This is a genomic window from Thioalkalivibrio sp. ALE16 (assembly GCF_000381305.1).
Taxonomy (GTDB): Bacteria; Pseudomonadota; Gammaproteobacteria; order Ectothiorhodospirales; family Ectothiorhodospiraceae; genus Thioalkalivibrio.
Genome location: NZ_KB906354.1, coordinates 354,840 through 371,497, shown reverse-complemented (window position 1 = coordinate 371,497; position 16,658 = coordinate 354,840). Strand labels below are relative to the sequence as shown.

Genomic DNA, 16,658 nt, shown 5'->3' with positions numbered 1-16,658 from the left:
GGGCGCCAGGCGGCAGGGCCCGGCGCCCCCGGGTCAATTCCTAGTATAACGCTCAGACATTGAAGCGGAAATGTACCACGTCGCCTTCCTTGAGCACGTATTCCTTGCCCTCGAGGCGCCATTTCCCCGCGTCCTTCGCGCCCTGCTCGCCGTTGTGGGCCACGAAGTCGTCGTAACCGACCACCTCGGCACGGATGAAACCGCGCTCGAAATCGGTGTGGATCACCCCGGCCCCCTGCGGCGCGCTGGAGCCCTGGCGCACGGTCCAGGCGCGGACCTCCTTCTCGCCGGCGGTGAAAAATGTCTGCAGGCTCAGCAGGCGATAGGCGGTGCGGATCACCCGGTCCAGCCCCGGCTCTTCCAGCCCCAGATCGGCCAGAAATTCCGCGCGCTCCTCCGGGTCGAGCACCGCGATCTCCGCCTCGATGGCAGCGCAGACACTGACTACCTCGGCACCCTCCTCGGCCGCGCGGGCCTGCACTGCCTCCACCATCGCGTTACCCCCGGCAAGCGAGGCCTCGTCGACATTGGCGATGTACATCAGCGGCTTGAGGGTCAACAGATGCAGGTCGTACAGTGCCCGGCGCTCGTCCTCGTCCAGATCCTGGGCCCGCGCAGGAATCCCCTGATCCAGGCCGGCCCCGACCTTCTCGGCGGCCTTGAGCTGGGCGATCGCGGTCTTGTCCTGCGACTTGGCCGCCCGTTCCAGACGCTTCAGCGCCTTGTTCACGGTCTCCAGATCCGCCAGCATCAACTCGGTGCTGATGGTCTCGATGTCGGCGATCGGATCGACCTTGCCGGCGACATGCACAATGTCGTCGTCCTCGAAGCAGCGCACCACCTGCGCGATGGCGTCGGTCTCGCGGATATGCGCCAGGAACTGGTTGCCCAGCCCCTCGCCCTGGGCCGCCCCGGCTACCAGCCCGGCAATGTCCACGAACTCGACCGTGGTGGGCAGCGTGCGCTGGGGTTTCACGATCTCGCTCAGCCGGGTCAGGCGCGGATCCGGGACCTCCACCACGCCCACGTTCGGGTCGATGGTGCAGAAGGGATAGTTCTCCGCGGCGATCTCCGCACGCGTGAGGGCATTGAATAGGGTGGACTTGCCGACGTTCGGCAAACCCACGATCCCGCATTTAAGACTCATCGGGTTTCCTCGGAATTCGTGGCCGGCTTCGAGTTGCCGCCATGCAGATTGCGCACCGCCTCGTCCCAGCGTCCGGCCACCAGCGCAGGCACCTGATCCAGCGCCTTGTCGATGGCCTCCTCGATCGCCTGCGTGTCGGCCTTGCCGGGACGATCCAGCACGAAGGGCACCACATCATCGCGATGCCCCGGGTGGCCGATGCCGACCCGCAGCCGAGCGTAGTTCGGGCCGCCCAGGTGTCGATGCAGATCCCGCAGGCCATTGTGGCCGCCATGCCCGCCACCCATCTTCAGCCGCACCACGCCCGGATCGAGGTCCAGTTCGTCGTGGACGATCAGGATAGCCTCGGGGGGTATACGGTAGAAATCGGCGCACTTGCGCACCGGCAGGCCGCTCTTGTTCATGAAGCTCATGGGCTTGAGCAGCCAGCAGTCGCCCGCGGGCAGATTGAGGCGGGCCGCCTCGCCATCGAAGCGGCTCTCGGGGCGAAAGTCCGCGCCATGCCGGCGGGCCAGGGTGTCCACAAACCAGAAACCCGCGTTATGCCGGGTTTCGGCATAACGCGGGCCCGGGTTGCCCAGCCCGACCACCAGACGAATCGGTTCGGGTTGGATCGCCATCGTTCAGGCGGCAAGCCGCAGGGGCTTACTCCTTGTCCCCGGACTCCGACTCGTCGCCGGAGGCCTCTTCGCCACCCGCGGCTTCCTCGCCACCTTCGGCCTCGGCAGCCTCGCCTTCCCCGACCTCTTCTTCCTCGGTCTTGGCGGCGCGCGGCAGCAGGACGCTGACCACGGCGTAGTCGTATTCCTCGCCATGCATCAGCGCGACACTCTGCACGCCTTCCGGCAGCTTCAGCTCGGAGATATGCAGGGTGTCGCCGACATCCATCTCGACGACATCGATATCGATGGACTCGGGCAGATCGCCCGGCAGGCACTCGACCTCGAGCTCGTTGATCATGCGGCTGACCATGCCGCCGCCCAGCTTCACGCCCTTGGCCTCTTCCTCGTTATGGAAGTGCAGCGGCACGCTGACGCGGATCGGCTGGTTGGCGCTCACGCGCATCAGGTCGACGTGGTAGATGGTCGGCTTGAACGGATGGCGCTGCACGTCGCGCAGGATCGCCTTCTCGGTCTTGCCGTCCAGCTTCACGCTGAGGATGTGCGAGTAGAACGCGTCTTCCTTCAGGTTATGGACCATCGCGTTGTGATCCAGCGTGATGGCCACGGCGTCCTTGTCCGCCCCGTACAGGATGGCGGGCAGCTTGCCGGCGCGACGCAGGCGGCGGCTCGCACTCGAACCCTGTTCGTCACGCTTCTCGGCTTCAATGGTAAAGCTCATGCTCATTGCTACGGTCTCCAAAATGAAAGGCGCTTCACCCGAAGCGCCCTGAACACACCCCGCCCGCGACCAGGCGGGGCGCTGAAGGGAGGCGAACCTCCCGAAATCGTTTTCGGCCCGACGCTCTCGCTAGTCCATGAACAGCGAACTGACGGATTCCTCGCGGTTGATGCGGCGGATGGTCTCGGCCAGCATCTCCGCCACCGACAACTGCCGGATCTTGTCGCAGCTCTGCGCGTTGGGCTGCAGGGCCAGCGTGTCGGTCACCACAAGCTCGTCAAGCGCCGAACCGTTTATGTTATCAATTGCCGCGCCAGAAAGCACGGGGTGCGTGGCGTAGGCCATCACCGAGTGCGCCCCGTGTTCTTTCAGGGCCTTTGCGGCCTGGCACAGCGTGCCGGCGGTATCCACCAGGTCATCGATGATGATGCAGGACTTGCCGCGCACGTCACCGATGATGTGCATCACCTCCGACTCGTTCGCGCGCGGGCGGCGCTTGTCGATGATCGCCAGGTCGGCGTCGTCCAGCCGCTTGGCGATCGCGCGGGCGCGCACCACCCCGCCGACATCCGGCGACACCACGGTCAGATCGCCCGAGACATGCCGCCAGACATCGCCCAGCAGGACCGGCGAGGCATAGATGTTGTCTACCGGGACGTTGAAGAAGCCCTGCACCTGGTCGGCGTGCACGTCAATCGTCAGCACGCGGTCCGCGCCGACCGCCTCGATCATGTTCGCGACCACCTTGGCCGAGATCGGCACCCGCGCCGAGCGCACGCGCCGATCCTGGCGCGCGTACCCGAAATACGGGATCACCGTGGTAATGCGGCCGGCCGAGGCGCGGCGCAGCGCATCCACCATGATCACCAGCTCCATGATGTTCTCGTTGGTTGGCTGGCCGGTCGGCTGGATCAGGAACACGTCGCGACCGCGGACGTTCTCCAGCAGCTCGACCTGCACCTCGCCATCACTGAAACGTCCGACGATGGCCTTGCCCATGGGCAGCCCCAGGTGCTCGGCAACGGCCTGGGCGAGACGCGGGTTCGCATTGCCCGCGAAGATCATCATGCGATTCTTGTCGACCACGGTTCGTCCCGGTCTGGATGGAGTGGGGCGGGCTGCGATATCGCCCGGGCCCCAGTATAGACCCCGGTGCTGGGCCGGGGTCTTGATGGTTGTGCCTCGCGCCTTTCTGGCGCGAGGCGGGAAATGGCTGGGCCGGCAGGATGATGGCGCTACGCGCCACCCTTCGGGCGCCACCTGCGGTGGCGTGCGCTCGCGGCTACGCCGCTCGAGTCGAACCCGGTTCTCACCCTGTCGGCCCTTTGGCCGGCGCCGCGGCGCCATGCGCCGCGGTTTCGTTGTATGGCTGGGCCGGCAGGATTCGAACCTGCGCATGGCGGGATCAAAACCCGCTGCCTTACCGCTTGGCTACGGCCCAATAACTCACTGGACTCTATTGTACTGCCCGGCCGGCGTCGTGCCCGGCACATCCCGCGGATCGGCGGCGCCGATCCGGGCCGGCAGGATGATGGCGCTGCGCGCCACCCTTACGGGCCGTCACCTTCGGCGACGGTCGGTCGCGGCTGCGCCGCTCGCGTCGAACCTGGCGCTTAGCGGGATCAAAACCCGCTGCCTTACCGCTTGGCTACGGCCCAATAACTCTGGACTTACTCTGTCTCGACACCGCCTGGCGGCAGCCAGGCCCGCAGGGGCGACACGTTTACCAGCGGTGTCACCCAGCTGCGCCACGGAGCCGGCTGCGCGGACTGCGCCGCCCCAGCTGCCGCTTCGTCGGGGAACACCCCGAACACGCAACCGCCACTCCCACTCAGGCGCGCCCGCGGCGTCTGCTCCGCCAGCCAGTGCAGCGCCCGATCCACCTCGGGATAACGAGCCCGCACCACCGGTTCGAACACGTTGACGAACCGGCTGGCGTCGACGGCGGACGAAATTGTCTCGGTGGGGCAGTCGCGTGTCAATTCCGCACACCCGAACATCGCCCCGGTGGCGACCGAAACCCCAGGGTCGATCAGCAGGATCCAGCCGGTATCCGGGGCCACGGCCGTGAGCCGCTCGCCCACACCCTCGGCCCAGGCTGCCTGGCCGACCACGAACACCGGTACGTCGGCACCCAGCTCCAGGCCGATCCCCACCAGCTGCTCGACATCACACCCCAGCTCGAACAGGGCATTCAAGGCCACCAGCGTGGTGGCGGCATCGGAACTGCCGCCCCCCAGGCCACCGCCCACCGGGATCCGCTTGTCGAGATGGATACGCACGCCAAATGGGGTCTTCGCCACCCGGGCCAGGCGCCGGGCCGCGCGCAGGCACAGGTTGTCGGCCCCGTCGATGGCCGCGCCCGCCATCTCGAAGCGCCCCGCCGGCAGGGGCTCGAAGCGCAGGCGATCCTCCAGCCCGAGGAACTGGAACACCGTCTGCAGCTCGTGATAGCCGTCCGCCCGCCGGCCGGTGATATGCAGGAATCGATTGATCTTGGCGGGCGCGGGAAAAGTGGTGTCGAAGCCCCCGCCCGCGACGGCAGCGGTCATGACGGATCACCACCAAGCTGCCAGCGACCGATGCGGGCCCGCAATTCCACCCCTTCGCGCTCCAGCACCATGGTGACCGGCATCGCCAGGCCGTCGATTTCCTCGAACTCGTTGTACTCGATGGTCCAGCCGGACTGGTGGATCTCCAGTGGCCGCCCGTCCGCGTCGATATCCAGCTGGTACGAGGCCTCGGGGTGGAGCAGGCCACGCACCCAGTAGACCATGCCGCTGACCGGGATCGACTCGCCCAGGACCCGCGCGACGAGCGCATCCGGGTCCTGCGCCTGGAAACGCTCGCCGGACCGGGTCACCAGCAGCGCGCGGCCGTTCTCCGACAGCGTCAGCCGACCACCGCCGCGCCCCATCGGGCCGGACAGGTCCAGCACGTGCTGACCTTCCTGCACCCGCCAGTTGAGCTGGGCGGACCAGTATTCCTCGCCGGAGGCCAGCCCCAGGCGCGCGACCAGTCGCCAGCTGTCCAGCGCCTCCAGCTGTGCGGTGCGGGCCTCGAAGGCGGCCTCGGCGGCCGGCGAGGTATCCGCCTCCGGCAGGGGCGCGGCACAGCCACCCAGCAGAAGACCCAGGCCGACCAGCAGACCGGCCAGCCTCGCCCCGCCCGCAAGATCCCCGGGCTTCCGCATCCCCGCAGCCCGACTCATTCGATCAGGTCGTTGCGTACGCGCTGCAGGCGTTCATGATCGGGCTCGCGCTCCAGCGCAGCCTCGAGGATCTCCCGCGCCTCGTCGCGCGCACCTCGCTCCCAGAGGACGACGGCCAGATTGCTGGCGATCTCGCCGTCGTCCGACAGCGAGTACGCGCGGCGAAGCTGCGTCTCGGCCTCCTCCAGCCGGCCCAGGCGATACAGCACCCAGCCGTAGCTGTCGATGATGGCGGCATCGTCCGGCTCCTGCTCGTAGGCACGCAGGATCAGGTCATAGGCCTCGTCATACCGCTCGGTGCGATCCGCCAGGGTGTACCCCAGCGCGTTCAGGGCCGCGACGTTCTCGGGATCGGACTCGAGGATCGTGCGGAAATCGGCCTCGGCGGCCGCGATGTCGTCTTCGCGCTCGTGGACCAGACCCCGCAGGTACAGCAGCCGGGTATCCCCGGGGAACTGCACCAGCCCGCGATTCAGCCGGGCGCGTGCCTCGGCATAGTCGCCGATCTCGCGCAGTGCGTTCGCCTCCGCCAGATAGGCGCGCCGGGCCAGATCGTCGTCCACGCCCTGCTGCATCGGCGCAAACAAGTCGCGCGCCGCTTCCTGGCCCTCGTGCCGCAGCGTCAGGCGCGCACTGCGCAGGCGTGCATCATCGGCGTGATCGCCCTCCTCTACGCGACCATAGGCGGCCAGGGCGGCCTCCGGCTCGTCGGCCATCTCGTGCAGCCGACCGAGGTAGTACGCGACATCGTTCTCGCGCTCCCCCAGTGCGTCCAGGCGCTCCAGGTAATCCCGGGCCGGCCCCAACTGCTCCGCCTCCAGATTCATCAGGGCCAGCGCCAGCAGGAGCTGGGTATCCTCCGGCGCCAGCTCCACCAGGCGATCCATCTCCTCGCGGGCGAAGGCGTCATCCTCCATTTCGGTCAGGACGCGCCCATAGCCCAGCCGGGCCTCGCGGCTCTCCGGGTGCGCCTCCACCGTCGCGCGCAGGGTCTCGATCGCGGCGTCCTCCTGCCCGGCCTCGCTCTGGGCTCGCGCATGCAACAGCTGCAGCGGCACCGAATCCGGGAAGCGCTCGCTGGCCGGCCCGGTCACCGCCAGTACCTCCTCGCCCGGCTCGCCGAAGCGCAGCGCGGCCTCGGCCAGTACGCGGTGGACACCGACATCGTCGCTGCGCCGCTCGGCGAGCAGCCGCATGGTCTCCAGGGCGGCGGCCTGATCCTGGGCCTGGCCGATCACGCCGCCCAGCGTGGCGTTGGGGTCGCCACCCTGTACCACCACCCGATTCATCAGCGAATCCAGCTGCTCGGCCGCCTGTTCGGCATCCCCCGCATTAATCCGCAGCACCGTCGAGACCTGGCTGGCCTCCATGCTCTCCGGCGCGAGCCGCAGCCAGCGGTCGGCCGACCGCTGGGCCTGCTCGTGATCGCGCGCGAAGAGCGCGATGCGCGTGGCGCGTTCGGCAATGGCGGGGTCGTCACTCAGCAGGGCCGCCGCCCCGTAGTAACGCGCGGCCTCGGCATGCTCGCCGGAACGCACCGCGATCTCGGCGGCCAGCACGCTGAACATCAGCGCGGCCTCCGGATCCTCGGTCTGCATCAGCGGGAGCACCTCGGGGCGATCCGACTCCGGCGGTTCCGAGGCATCCAGTTGGGTGTGCGCGCAGCCCGCCAGGGAAAACACGGCGGTCAGCGCGAGCAGGCTTCGAATCATCTTGTATCCAGTCGGCATCAGCACAGGCATACCGGGTGGGACGGGCCAGGCAGCTGCGGGGTTCCATCCCCGCCGCAATCCACCGCAAGCCTACAGCACAGTACACTATCGGGAAATTCGGCCACGCGCCCGCGTTTTCCGGCACAATACGCGCCAGCATGCTGTTCACTCTCGGGATCAATCACAAGACGGCACCGGTCGCCATTCGCGAACGGCTTTCCGTCAACGAGCACGAGCTCGGCGAGGCCCTGCACTCGCTGCGCTCCGGCGTGCTGCTGCCGGAAACCGCGATCCTGTCCACCTGCAACCGTACCGAGGTGTACTTCCGCGAGGGCGACCCGCACAGCGAGCAACGCGTGCTCGACTGGATCGGCGGCTACCACGGCATCGATCGCGACGAACTGAAGCCCTACCTCTACCTGCACCACGACGGCTCCGCCGTGCGCCACACCCTGCGCGTGGCCAGCGGGCTGGACTCCATGGTCCTCGGCGAGCCGCAGATCCTCGGGCAGATGAAGACGGCCTACCAGCACGCCCATGACGCCGGCACGCTGGGGCGCTCGCTGGAACGACTTTTCCAGCACGCCTTCGCCACGGCCAAGGACGTGCGCACCCAGACCGCCATCGGCCAGAGCGCCGTCTCGGTGGCCTTTGCGGCCGTCTCGCTGGCGCGCCAGATCTTCGGTGACCTGAAGCCCCTGACGGCCATGGTCATTGGCGCCGGCGAGACCATCGAACTGGCCCTGCAGCACCTCTCGGGGGGCGGCATCGGCAACGTGATCGTCGCCAACCGTACGGTCGATCGCGCCCGCGCGGTGGCCGGACGCTTCGACGCCGAGGCCATCAGCCTCGACCAGCTCCCCGACCGCATGGCCGACGCCGACATCGTGATCTCCTCTACCGCCGCGCCGCTGCCCATCCTCGGCAAGGGGGCGGTGGAACGCGCCCTGCGCAAGCGGCGCCACAAGCCGATGTTCATGGTGGATATCGCCGTGCCGCGCGACATCGAGCCCGAGGTCGGCCAGCTCGAGGACGTCTACCTCTACACCGTCGATGACCTGCAGGAGGTCATCGACGAGAACATGGCCTCGCGCCAGGCCGCCGCCGAGCAGGCCGAGGAGATCATCACCCAGCGCGCCGGGGAATTCATGCGCTGGCTGCGTGCCCGCGACTCGGTGGACAGCATCCGCCAGCTGCGCCAGCGCGCCGACAGCGTGAAGGCCGAGGCCCTGGCCAAGGCCGAAGCGATGCTTCGCGCCGGCAAGTCGCCGGAAGAGGCCATGCAGCTGCTGGCGCACAGCCTGACCAACAAGCTGATGCACGCCCCCTGCAAGTCGCTGAATACCGCGGCGCACGAGGGCGATGCCCGCCTGCTGGAGGCGGCCCATCGCCTGTTCCAGCTGCCCGCCCCGGAAGACGACCCCGGCGACGATTCCGAATCCGGCGCCCGTTCGTGAAGGCCTCGTTCCGCACCAAGCTCGAGGGCCTGGCCGAGCGCCACGCCGAGATCGCGCACCTGCTCGCCACCCCGGATGCCGACGAGGACCCGGACCAGCTGCGCCGCCTGTCCCAGGAATACAGCCAGCTGGAGCCGATCGCCGAGGCCTGGAAGGCCTGGCACGACAACCACGCCGCACTGGAGGAGGCGCGCGCGATGCTCGAGGAGGACGACCCCGAGCTGCGCGCGATGGCGGAGGCCGAGGTCGAGACCCTGACCGAGCAGACCGAGGCCCTGGAGGCCGAGCTCTACCGCCACCTGATCCCGAAGGACCCGCACGACAACGCCAACGTGTTCCTGGAGATCCGCGCCGGGACCGGCGGCGACGAGGCCGCAATCTTCGCCGGCGACCTGCTGCGAATGTACACCCGCTACGCCGAGCAGAAGAACTGGAAGCTGGAGATCCTCAGCGCCAGCGAGGGCGAGCACGGCGGCTACCGCGAGGTCATCGCGCGCTTGGCAGGGCAAGGCGCCTACTCGCGGCTCAAGTTCGAGTCCGGCGCCCATCGCGTGCAGCGCGTGCCCGAAACCGAGTCCCAGGGCCGCATCCACACCTCCGCCGCGACCGTCGCCATCCTGCCGGAGCTGGAAGAGGTCGAGATGCCGGAGATCAACCCGGCCGACCTGCGCGTGGACACCTTTCGCGCCTCCGGTGCCGGCGGCCAGCACATCAACAAGACCGACTCCGCGGTGCGCCTGACCCACCTGCCCACCGGCATCGTGGTCGAATGCCAGGAAGAGCGCTCGCAGCACAAGAACCGCGCCAAAGCCATGACCTACCTGGCCGCGCGGATGTTCGAGGCCGAGCGCGAGGCCCAGGCCGCCGCGCAGAGCGCCGAACGCAAGGGCCTGGTCGGCAGCGGCGACCGATCCGAACGCATCCGCACCTACAACTTCCCGCAGGGCCGGGTAACCGACCACCGCATCAACCTGACCCTGTACAAGCTGGAACAGGTGATGGCCGGCGACCTGGACCCGGTCATCGACCCGCTGATCCACGAATACCAGGCCGAGCAGCTCGCCACCCTCGCCGAAGCCTGATGCCCGCGACTTCGACCCTGGACGCGTTGCTGCAGGAACTGCGCGCCCGCCTGCAGGCCGCCGGGATCGAGGCGCCCGGACTGGAGGCCCGCATGCTGCTGGGCGCAGCCACCGGCCTGGACACCGCGCAACTGATCGCCCACGGCACCGACCCCGCCACGGCCGAACAGGCCGCCCGCGCCGACACACTCTGCCAGCGCCGCTGCGCCGGCGAACCGATGGCCCACATCCTCGGCCGGCGCAGCTTCTGGACACTGGAACTGGGGGTCTCCCCCGCCTGCCTGATCCCGCGCCCCGAAACCGAGCTGCTGGTGGAACAGGCCCTCCTGGCCATCGACACGCTCGCAACCGACACCCCCTGGGTGCTGGACCTCGGCACCGGCCCCGGTACCATCATCCTGGCACTGAAAAGCGAACGCCCGCGCATCCGGGCCTTCGCCAGCGACCGCAGTCATGCGGCGCTGCAACAGGCGCAGACCAACGCGCGCGACCTGGGGCTGCCGGTCGGGCTGTGGCAGGGCGACTGGCTGGACGCGCTGACGCCAACGGCAGGGCTGGACATCATCACCTGCAACCCGCCGTACATCGACCCGGATGATCCGCACCTGACCCGTGGCGACCTGCGCTTCGAACCGCGCTCGGCCCTGGCGGCGGACGCCCATGGCCTGGCCGACCTGTACCGGGTGATCGATACCGCCCGGCCCCACCTGAATCGCGGCGGATGGCTGCTGCTGGAACACGGCTTCGATCAGGGCCCGGCCGTGCGGGACCGCCTGCAACAGGCGGGCTACCGGGCGATCCGGACCTTGAGGGACCCCGCCGGCCACGAACGGACCACGCTGGGGATACACTGACCCGGGGCGACCGCTGAATCAGTTGGCGCTTGCAACCATCACAAAAAAGCCCCGGCCATAAGCCGGGGCTCGCAGTGCGTCGGGGGCGCGTCCGGATCAGAGCGGCAGGCGCAGGTGCAGGTTGACCGAGCCGCTGGGCGAAGAACGGTGGCGGTAGCGGCTCGAGCGGTTGTCATAGTAGTGGTAGTGATGATGCTCGTAGCTGCGCGAGCGCTTGTGATGGCCGCGGCCGCGCTGTTTCGCGCGCTTGGCCTGCTTGTGGCCGTGGGCACCCGGGTGGCCGCGGTAGTGCTTGTGCCCCCGAGAATGTCCATGCCGCACAGGCTGCAGCGCGGCGGCATCGAAGCTGGCGCCGGTCACCGTCGGCAGCGCGCCGGTGACCGGCTGGGCCGCATGGGTGGGGGCGGACAGGGCGAGCGCCAGCAGGGCCGCCGGCGCAAGTATCGCGAGTCGTTTCATGGGGTGTTCCCTCCTTCCATTCGGGTCCTGCGGGGCAACGCCTGAAGCGTCCGCCGGCCCCGGTTGTGGCAGGATTGCCAGGGTCTCAGCGTAGGCCGCGTTCCTGAACGTTAGCTAACTGGGGCCGCCGGCGAGCGTGACGCCGGTTACAATTTCGGCCTTTCTCCGGAGACCTGCTCCATGGATGACGACCAGCTCCTGCGGTACAGCCGCCAGATCATGCTCCCCGGCGTGGGGGTGGAGGGTCAGGAGGCCCTGCGGCAGGCGCATGCGGTGATCATGGGACTGGGCGGACTGGGCTCTCCGGTCGCCGCCTACCTGGCCGCAGCCGGCGTGGGCCGCCTGACCCTGGTGGACCCGGACCACGTCGAGGTGACCAACCTGCAGCGCCAGATCCTGCATACCGATGCCGACATCGGCCGCGACAAGGTCGCCTCGGCGACCGACCGCATCGCCGCGATGAACCCCGCCTGCCGGGTGGAGGCGCGCGCCGAACGTCTCGACGACGCGGCCATGCGCCGGCTGTTCGCCGACGCCGACGCGGTCCTGGACGGCACGGACAACTTCGCCGCCCGCGGGGCCATCAGCCGGGCCGCGCTGGCGGCCGGCACGCCACTGGTCTCCGGCGCCGTGATCCGTTTCGAGGGGCAGCTGACCACCTTCGACTACCGCGATCCCGGGGCGGCCTGCTACCACTGTCTCTACGGCGAAGGGGGCGGCGACGAGGACACCTGCGCCGCCAACGGGGTGCTGGCCAGTCTGCCCGGCGTGGTCGGCAGCCTGCAGGCCACCGAGGCGCTGAAGCTGCTGATGGGCCTGCCGACCCTGAGCGGCCGGCTGCTGATCCTCGACGGACTGGCCATGCAGTTCCGGGAGATTCGCCTGCGGCGCGACCCCGGCTGCCCCGCGTGTGGCCACCGCCACGCCCCGTCCTGAACCCGGGGCAACCCCGATTCAGGCGCAGGAGCGCGGATTAAATGGCAGGACCTTGCCGGAGGCCGCCGGCGGCCCGGCCTCGGCCAGTGCGGCCGCGAGCTCCGGCTCCATCGCCGACAGGGTGCGGTTCATCACCATGCTGGCCATGGCGTGGAACAGCAGCAGTTCGCAGGCCACTGGACGATGCAGGCTGCGCCGCCCCCGGGAGTGAAAGGCGGTCCAGGCGACCACCGGCATATCGTTCAGCACCCGGTCGACCACAATCCACGCATCGCGCTGGAGGATCAGGTCGAGATGCTTCAGCCCGGGCGGCGACAGGCGCACCTCCGGCCCCAGACGGGCCAGGGCACGCCGCACCTGGTTGAAGTAACGCGCCTCCACCAGCCAGCCGGGGCGGACATCCAGGGTCGGGATTTCGGTATGCCGGGAATACATTGCGCCCCCGTCTGCGAACGCTGCTAGATCAGTCCTGCTTCTATAGCAAGACCACGGGCGCTCGGGGGCTCGGCCCGCGCCCGGCCGGCGACCGGGGGTCACGGCGGGCTAACGAGAGAGTGCGGCGGGAGGGCCGCAAAGGGCTGACTACTGACGGGTGTCCGGGGTCGGAGGCTGGGTACCCTCGGCGGCGCAGAGGGCCTCGGCATCGACCGGGTCGAAGTGGTAGTGGGCGTTGCAGAATTCGCAGGTCACATCCACCGCGCCCTGCTCCTCGATGATGCCGCGGATCTCGTCACGGCCGAGGCTGCGCAGGGTCTCGCCGATACGCTCGCGGGAACACGGGCAGTGAAAGCTGACGCCCGTGCCGTCGAACAGGCGCACGCGCTCTTCGGCGAACAGCCGGCCCAGCAGCGTGCCGGCATCCAGCTCCAGCAGCTCGTCGGCGGTGGTGGTCTCGGCCAGGATCGTCGCGCGGCTCCATTCCTCCGAGTCCCGGGTCACCGCATCGCCACCCTCGCCCGGGAGCGCCTGCAGCAGCATGCCGGCCGCGGACTGCGCCCCACTGGCCAGCCACAGCCGGGTCGGCAGCTGCTCGGAACGCTCGAAGTAGACGTTCATCGCGTCCGCGAGGGTCTCGCCCTCCAGCTCGACCACGCCCTGATAGCGCTCGCCGCCATCCCCCGGGTCCAGGGTCAGCATCAGCCGTGCGTCCTCGCCGGCGCACTCGGCCAGGGTGGCGCCCTCGGGCGGCGTCTCGCGAAAGCGGGCCAGCCCGCGCAGCCGCCCCTGGCCGTCGGCCTGGGCCACGATCATGTGCACGGGGCCGGGACCGGTGACCTGCAGGATCAACGAGCCATTGAACTTGAGCGTGGCCGCGGTCAGGGCCACGGCCGCATAGGCCTGGCCCAGCAGATCGCGCACCACGGGCGGGTACTCGTGGCGCTGCAGCAGGGCCTGCCAGGCGGCGTCGAGGTGCACCCATTCACCACGCACCCCGGCCTCCTCCAGCATGAAGCGATGCAGGGTGTCGGCCTCACGCATGGGATTGCGGTCCGCGCATCAACCGTCCAGCTTCGCCTTCAGGCGCTCGTTCACCTGGGCGGGGTTGGCCTTGCCCTGGGTGGCCTTCATCACCTGGCCAACGAAGAAGCCGAACAGCTTGTCCTTGCCGCCCCGGTACTGCTCGAGCTGCTGCGGGTTGCTGGCCATCACCTCGTCGATGATGGCGTCGATCGCGCCGGTATCGGTGATCTGCTTGAGGCCCTTGGCCTCGATCACCGCATCGGCGTCGCCCTCGCCGTTCCACATCGCCTCGAAGACCTCCTTGGCGATCTTGCCGGAGATGGTCTCGTCCTGGATGCGCGCGAGCAGGCCGGCCAGCGCCTCGGCGTTCACCGGGGCATCCTCCAGTTCCACCTCGGACCGGTTGAGCGCGGCGGAGAACTCGCCCATGACCCAGTTGGCGGCCAGCTTGGGGGCATCGCAGCCGGCGGCCACGGCCTCGTAGAAGTCGCCCATCTCGCGGGTCGCGGTGAGCACACCGGCATCGTAATCGGACAGGCCGTACTGCTCGACGAAGCGGGCGCGCTTGGCGTCCGGCAGCTCCGGCAGCTTTTCGCGCACGGAGTCGATGAAGGCACCGTCCACGACCAGCGGCAGCAGGTCCGGATCCGGGAAATAGCGGTAGTCGTTCGCCTCTTCCTTGCTGCGCATGGAGCGCGTCTCGTCGCGGTCCGGATCGTACAGGCGGGTCTCCTGCACCACGCTGCCGCCGCCCTCGATCAGGTCGATCTGGCGTTCGACCTCGAAGTTGATCGCGCGCTCGACGAAGCGGAAGGAGTTCAGGTTCTTCAGCTCCGCGCGGGTGCCGAACTCGGTCTGCCCCTTCGGCCGGATCGAGACGTTTGCGTCACAGCGGAAGCTGCCCTCCTGCATGTTGCCGTCGCAGATATCGAGATAGCGCACCAGGGAATGCAGCTTCTTCATGTAGGCGACGGCCTCCTTCGCGGAGCGCAGCTCCGGCTCGGAGACGATCTCGATCAGCGGGGTTCCGGCGCGGTTGAGGTCGATGCCGGTCATCGCCTCGAAGCCCTCGTGCAGGCTCTTGCCGGCGTCCTCCTCGAGGTGCGCGCGGGTCACGCCGATACGCTTGGTCGTGCCATGTTCCAGCTCGATATCCAGATGGCCCAGGCCCACGATCGGCAGTTCGAACTGCGAGATCTGGTAGCCCTTGGGGAGGTCCGGATAGAAGTAGTTCTTGCGCGCGAATACCGAGCGCGGGGTGATCTCGGCATTGATCGCCAGGCCCAGCATCACGGCCCGCTCCACCGCGCCCTGGTTCAGCACCGGCAGCACGCCGGGCATGCCCAGGTCCACCGGGCAGGCCTGGCGGTTGGGCTCGGCGCCGTAGGCGGTGGGCGCCCCGGAAAAGATCTTGGAGACGGTATTGAGCTGGGCGTGAATCTCCAGCCCGATGACGGTTTCCCATTCCATGTTCAGGGCCCTCAGGCGAAGGCCGCCGGCACGCGGGCGTGCCAGTCGGTCTCTTGCTGATACTGGTGGGCGACGCCCAGCAGGCGCGCTTCGTCGAAATAGTTGCCGATCAGCTGCAGGCCCACCGGCAGGCCATCGATCTCGCCGGCCGGCAGGGACATCGCCGGCAGCCCGGCGAGGTTCGCGGCGATGGTGTAGATGTCCGACAGGTACATGCTGACCGGGTCGGCCTTGGCACCCAGGGCGAACGGCAGTTCCGGGGTGGTCGGGGCCAGCAGCACGTCCACGTCCGCAAACGCGCGGCGGAAGTCATCGGCGATGATACGGCGGACCTTCTGCGCCTTCAGGTAGTAGGCGTCGTAGTAGCCGGCGGACAGCACGTAGGTGCCGACCATGATGCGGCGCTTCACTTCGTCGCCGAAGCCCTCCCCGCGCGAGCGGGTGTAGAGGTCCATCAGGTCCTCGGGGTTCTCGCAGCGATAGCCATAGCGCACGCCGTCGAAACGCGCGAGGTTGGAGGAGCATTCGGCCGGGGCGACCACGTAATAGGCCGGCACCGACAGGTGGCTGTTGGGCAGGCCGACCTCGCGCACCTCGGCACCGCGGCCCTTGAGCACCTCGATGGCCGCGTCGATCACGCCGCGCACGCGCTCGTCGAGGCCCGCCTCGCCGAAGAACTCGGTCGGCAGCCCGATGCGCAGGCCCTTGAGGTCCTGGTTCAGACCGGCGGTGAAGTCCTCGGCCGGGCGTTTGACGCTGGTGGAGTCGCGCTCGTCGAAGCCCGCCATCGCGTTCAGCATCCGGCCGCAGTCCTCGGCGGTCGCGGCCATCGGCCCGCCCTGGTCGAGACTGGAGGCGAAGGCGATCATCCCGTAGCGCGAGACGCGGCCGTAGGTCGGCTTGAGCCCGGTAATGCCGCAGAACGCGGCCGGCTGGCGGATCGAGCCGCCGGTGTCGGTGCCGGTGGCCCCCGGCACCAGGCGCGCGCCCACCGCGGCGGCGGAGCCACCGGAGGAGCCACCCGGGACCCTCTCGGTATCCCAGGGATTGCGCACGGGCCCGTAGAAACTGGTCTCGTTGGAGGAGCCCATCGCGAACTCGTCCATGTTGGTCTTGCCCAGCATCACCGCCCCGGCGGCGTTCATGCGCTCAACCACGGTGGCGTTATAGGGCGAGACGAACGGATCCAGCATGCGCGAGCCGCAGGAGGTGCGCACGCCCTCGGTGCAGAAGATGTCCTTCTGCGCGATCGGCACCCCCAGCAACGGCGCTTGCTCGCCCTGGGCCAGACGCGCATCGGCGGCGTCGGCCTGCGCCAGCGCCTGCTCGGCGGTCACGGTGATAAAGCTGTTCAGTTCCGGATCGAGGCGCTCGATCCGGTCCAGATACAGCTGGGTCAGTTCGCGCGAACTGATCTCGCGGGCCTGGAGCTTGCGCACCCAGCCGGACAGGGTTTCCTGGGCCATGGTTTCGGGGACTCTTGCTGGCTAGAAGCGTGACGGATTCAACAGAACGGTGACAACGTGGA

At 68.8% G+C, this 16,658-nt stretch carries 16 protein-coding genes and 1 tRNA gene; 4 read left to right on the top strand and 13 right to left on the bottom strand.

Translation table 11 applies throughout. From position 1 onward, the window contains the following. Positions 1 to 52: 52 nt before the first annotated feature. From ychF to F627_RS0101765, 8 genes are all read right to left on the bottom strand, one after another. Positions 53 to 1,147, bottom strand: coding sequence for a redox-regulated ATPase YchF (ychF, locus tag F627_RS0101805; protein WP_019592956.1), 1,095 nt, complete (start codon positions 1,145 to 1,147; stop codon positions 53 to 55). Beyond that, on the bottom strand, positions 1,144 to 1,767 hold the full coding sequence (pth, locus tag F627_RS0101800) for an aminoacyl-tRNA hydrolase (RefSeq protein WP_018879471.1): 624 nt from the start codon (positions 1,765 to 1,767) through the stop codon (positions 1,144 to 1,146). Before pth ends, ychF begins: the two co-directional genes overlap by 4 nt. Before the next feature lie 25 nt (positions 1,768 to 1,792). Next, on the bottom strand, positions 1,793 to 2,494 hold the full coding sequence (locus F627_RS0101795; RefSeq protein ID WP_018877276.1) for a 50S ribosomal protein L25/general stress protein Ctc: 702 nt from the start codon (positions 2,492 to 2,494) through the stop codon (positions 1,793 to 1,795). A gap of 123 nt (positions 2,495 to 2,617) precedes the next feature. Continuing rightward, positions 2,618 to 3,556, bottom strand: a complete 939-nt coding sequence (locus F627_RS0101790) for a ribose-phosphate diphosphokinase (protein WP_196799341.1) — start codon at positions 3,554 to 3,556, stop codon at positions 2,618 to 2,620. Between the two features lie 298 nt (positions 3,557 to 3,854). Next, a tRNA-Gln gene (locus F627_RS0101785) sits at positions 3,855 to 3,929 on the bottom strand. 229 nt (positions 3,930 to 4,158) lie between these two features. Beyond that, positions 4,159 to 5,040, bottom strand: a complete 882-nt coding sequence (gene ispE / locus F627_RS0101775) for a 4-(cytidine 5'-diphospho)-2-C-methyl-D-erythritol kinase (protein ID WP_019583093.1) — start codon at positions 5,038 to 5,040, stop codon at positions 4,159 to 4,161. Further along, positions 5,037 to 5,681: a lipoprotein insertase outer membrane protein LolB gene (gene lolB / locus F627_RS0101770; RefSeq protein ID WP_018877275.1), complete on the bottom strand. Its 645-nt coding sequence runs from the start codon at positions 5,679 to 5,681 to the stop codon at positions 5,037 to 5,039. The genes ispE and lolB overlap by 4 nt, the downstream gene beginning before the upstream one ends. A gap of 14 nt (positions 5,682 to 5,695) precedes the next feature. Then, positions 5,696 to 7,411, bottom strand: coding sequence for a tetratricopeptide repeat protein (locus tag F627_RS0101765; RefSeq protein WP_369771468.1), 1,716 nt, complete (start codon positions 7,409 to 7,411; stop codon positions 5,696 to 5,698). Positions 7,412 to 7,569: 158 nt separating this feature from the next. Here F627_RS0101765 and hemA point away from each other — a divergent pair, with 158 nt between their 5' ends. The 3 genes from hemA to prmC are packed head-to-tail and all read left to right on the top strand — an operon-like array spanning position 7,570 to position 10,804. Continuing rightward, positions 7,570 to 8,868: a glutamyl-tRNA reductase gene (gene hemA, locus F627_RS0101760; RefSeq protein ID WP_017940677.1), complete on the top strand. Its 1,299-nt coding sequence runs from the start codon at positions 7,570 to 7,572 to the stop codon at positions 8,866 to 8,868. Beyond that, positions 8,865 to 9,950, top strand: a complete 1,086-nt coding sequence (gene prfA / locus F627_RS0101755; protein WP_019583091.1) for a peptide chain release factor 1 — start codon at positions 8,865 to 8,867, stop codon at positions 9,948 to 9,950. Before hemA ends, prfA begins: the two co-directional genes overlap by 4 nt. Further along, positions 9,950 to 10,804: a peptide chain release factor N(5)-glutamine methyltransferase gene (gene prmC, locus F627_RS0101750; RefSeq protein ID WP_019583090.1), complete on the top strand. Its 855-nt coding sequence runs from the start codon at positions 9,950 to 9,952 to the stop codon at positions 10,802 to 10,804. Before prfA ends, prmC begins: the two co-directional genes overlap by 1 nt. 96 nt (positions 10,805 to 10,900) lie before the next feature. On the opposite strand, the gene F627_RS0101745 is transcribed toward prmC, so the two are convergent. Continuing rightward, entirely contained in the window at positions 10,901 to 11,263 is a 363-nt protein-coding gene (locus F627_RS0101745) for a hypothetical protein (protein ID WP_019583089.1), read from the bottom strand. A 180-nt stretch (positions 11,264 to 11,443) separates the two neighbouring features. Here F627_RS0101745 and F627_RS0101740 point away from each other — a divergent pair, with 180 nt between their 5' ends. After that, the gene (locus F627_RS0101740) at positions 11,444 to 12,199 is read left to right on the top strand and encodes a molybdopterin-synthase adenylyltransferase MoeB (RefSeq protein WP_019558448.1); all 756 of its coding nucleotides are present in this window, start codon (positions 11,444 to 11,446) and stop codon (positions 12,197 to 12,199) included. Between the two features lie 18 nt (positions 12,200 to 12,217). Here F627_RS0101740 and F627_RS0101735 read toward each other — a convergent pair whose 3' ends face one another. The 4 genes from F627_RS0101735 to gatA all read right to left on the bottom strand — a co-directional run bounded on the left by F627_RS0101735 (position 12,218) and on the right by gatA (position 16,596). Then, entirely contained in the window at positions 12,218 to 12,634 is a 417-nt protein-coding gene (locus F627_RS0101735) for a hypothetical protein (RefSeq protein ID WP_018865856.1), read from the bottom strand. A 147-nt stretch (positions 12,635 to 12,781) separates the two neighbouring features. After that, entirely contained in the window at positions 12,782 to 13,678 is an 897-nt protein-coding gene (hslO, locus tag F627_RS0101730) for an Hsp33 family molecular chaperone HslO (protein ID WP_019583088.1), read from the bottom strand. 18 nt (positions 13,679 to 13,696) lie between these two features. Continuing rightward, the gene (gene gatB, locus F627_RS0101725; protein ID WP_019583087.1) at positions 13,697 to 15,130 is read right to left on the bottom strand and encodes an Asp-tRNA(Asn)/Glu-tRNA(Gln) amidotransferase subunit GatB; all 1,434 of its coding nucleotides are present in this window, start codon (positions 15,128 to 15,130) and stop codon (positions 13,697 to 13,699) included. An 11-nt stretch (positions 15,131 to 15,141) separates the two neighbouring features. After that, positions 15,142 to 16,596 (bottom strand): Asp-tRNA(Asn)/Glu-tRNA(Gln) amidotransferase subunit GatA, encoded by a 1,455-nt coding sequence (gatA, locus tag F627_RS0101720; RefSeq protein WP_019583086.1) that lies wholly within the window; start codon positions 16,594 to 16,596, stop codon positions 15,142 to 15,144. Positions 16,597 to 16,658 lie beyond the last annotated feature (62 nt).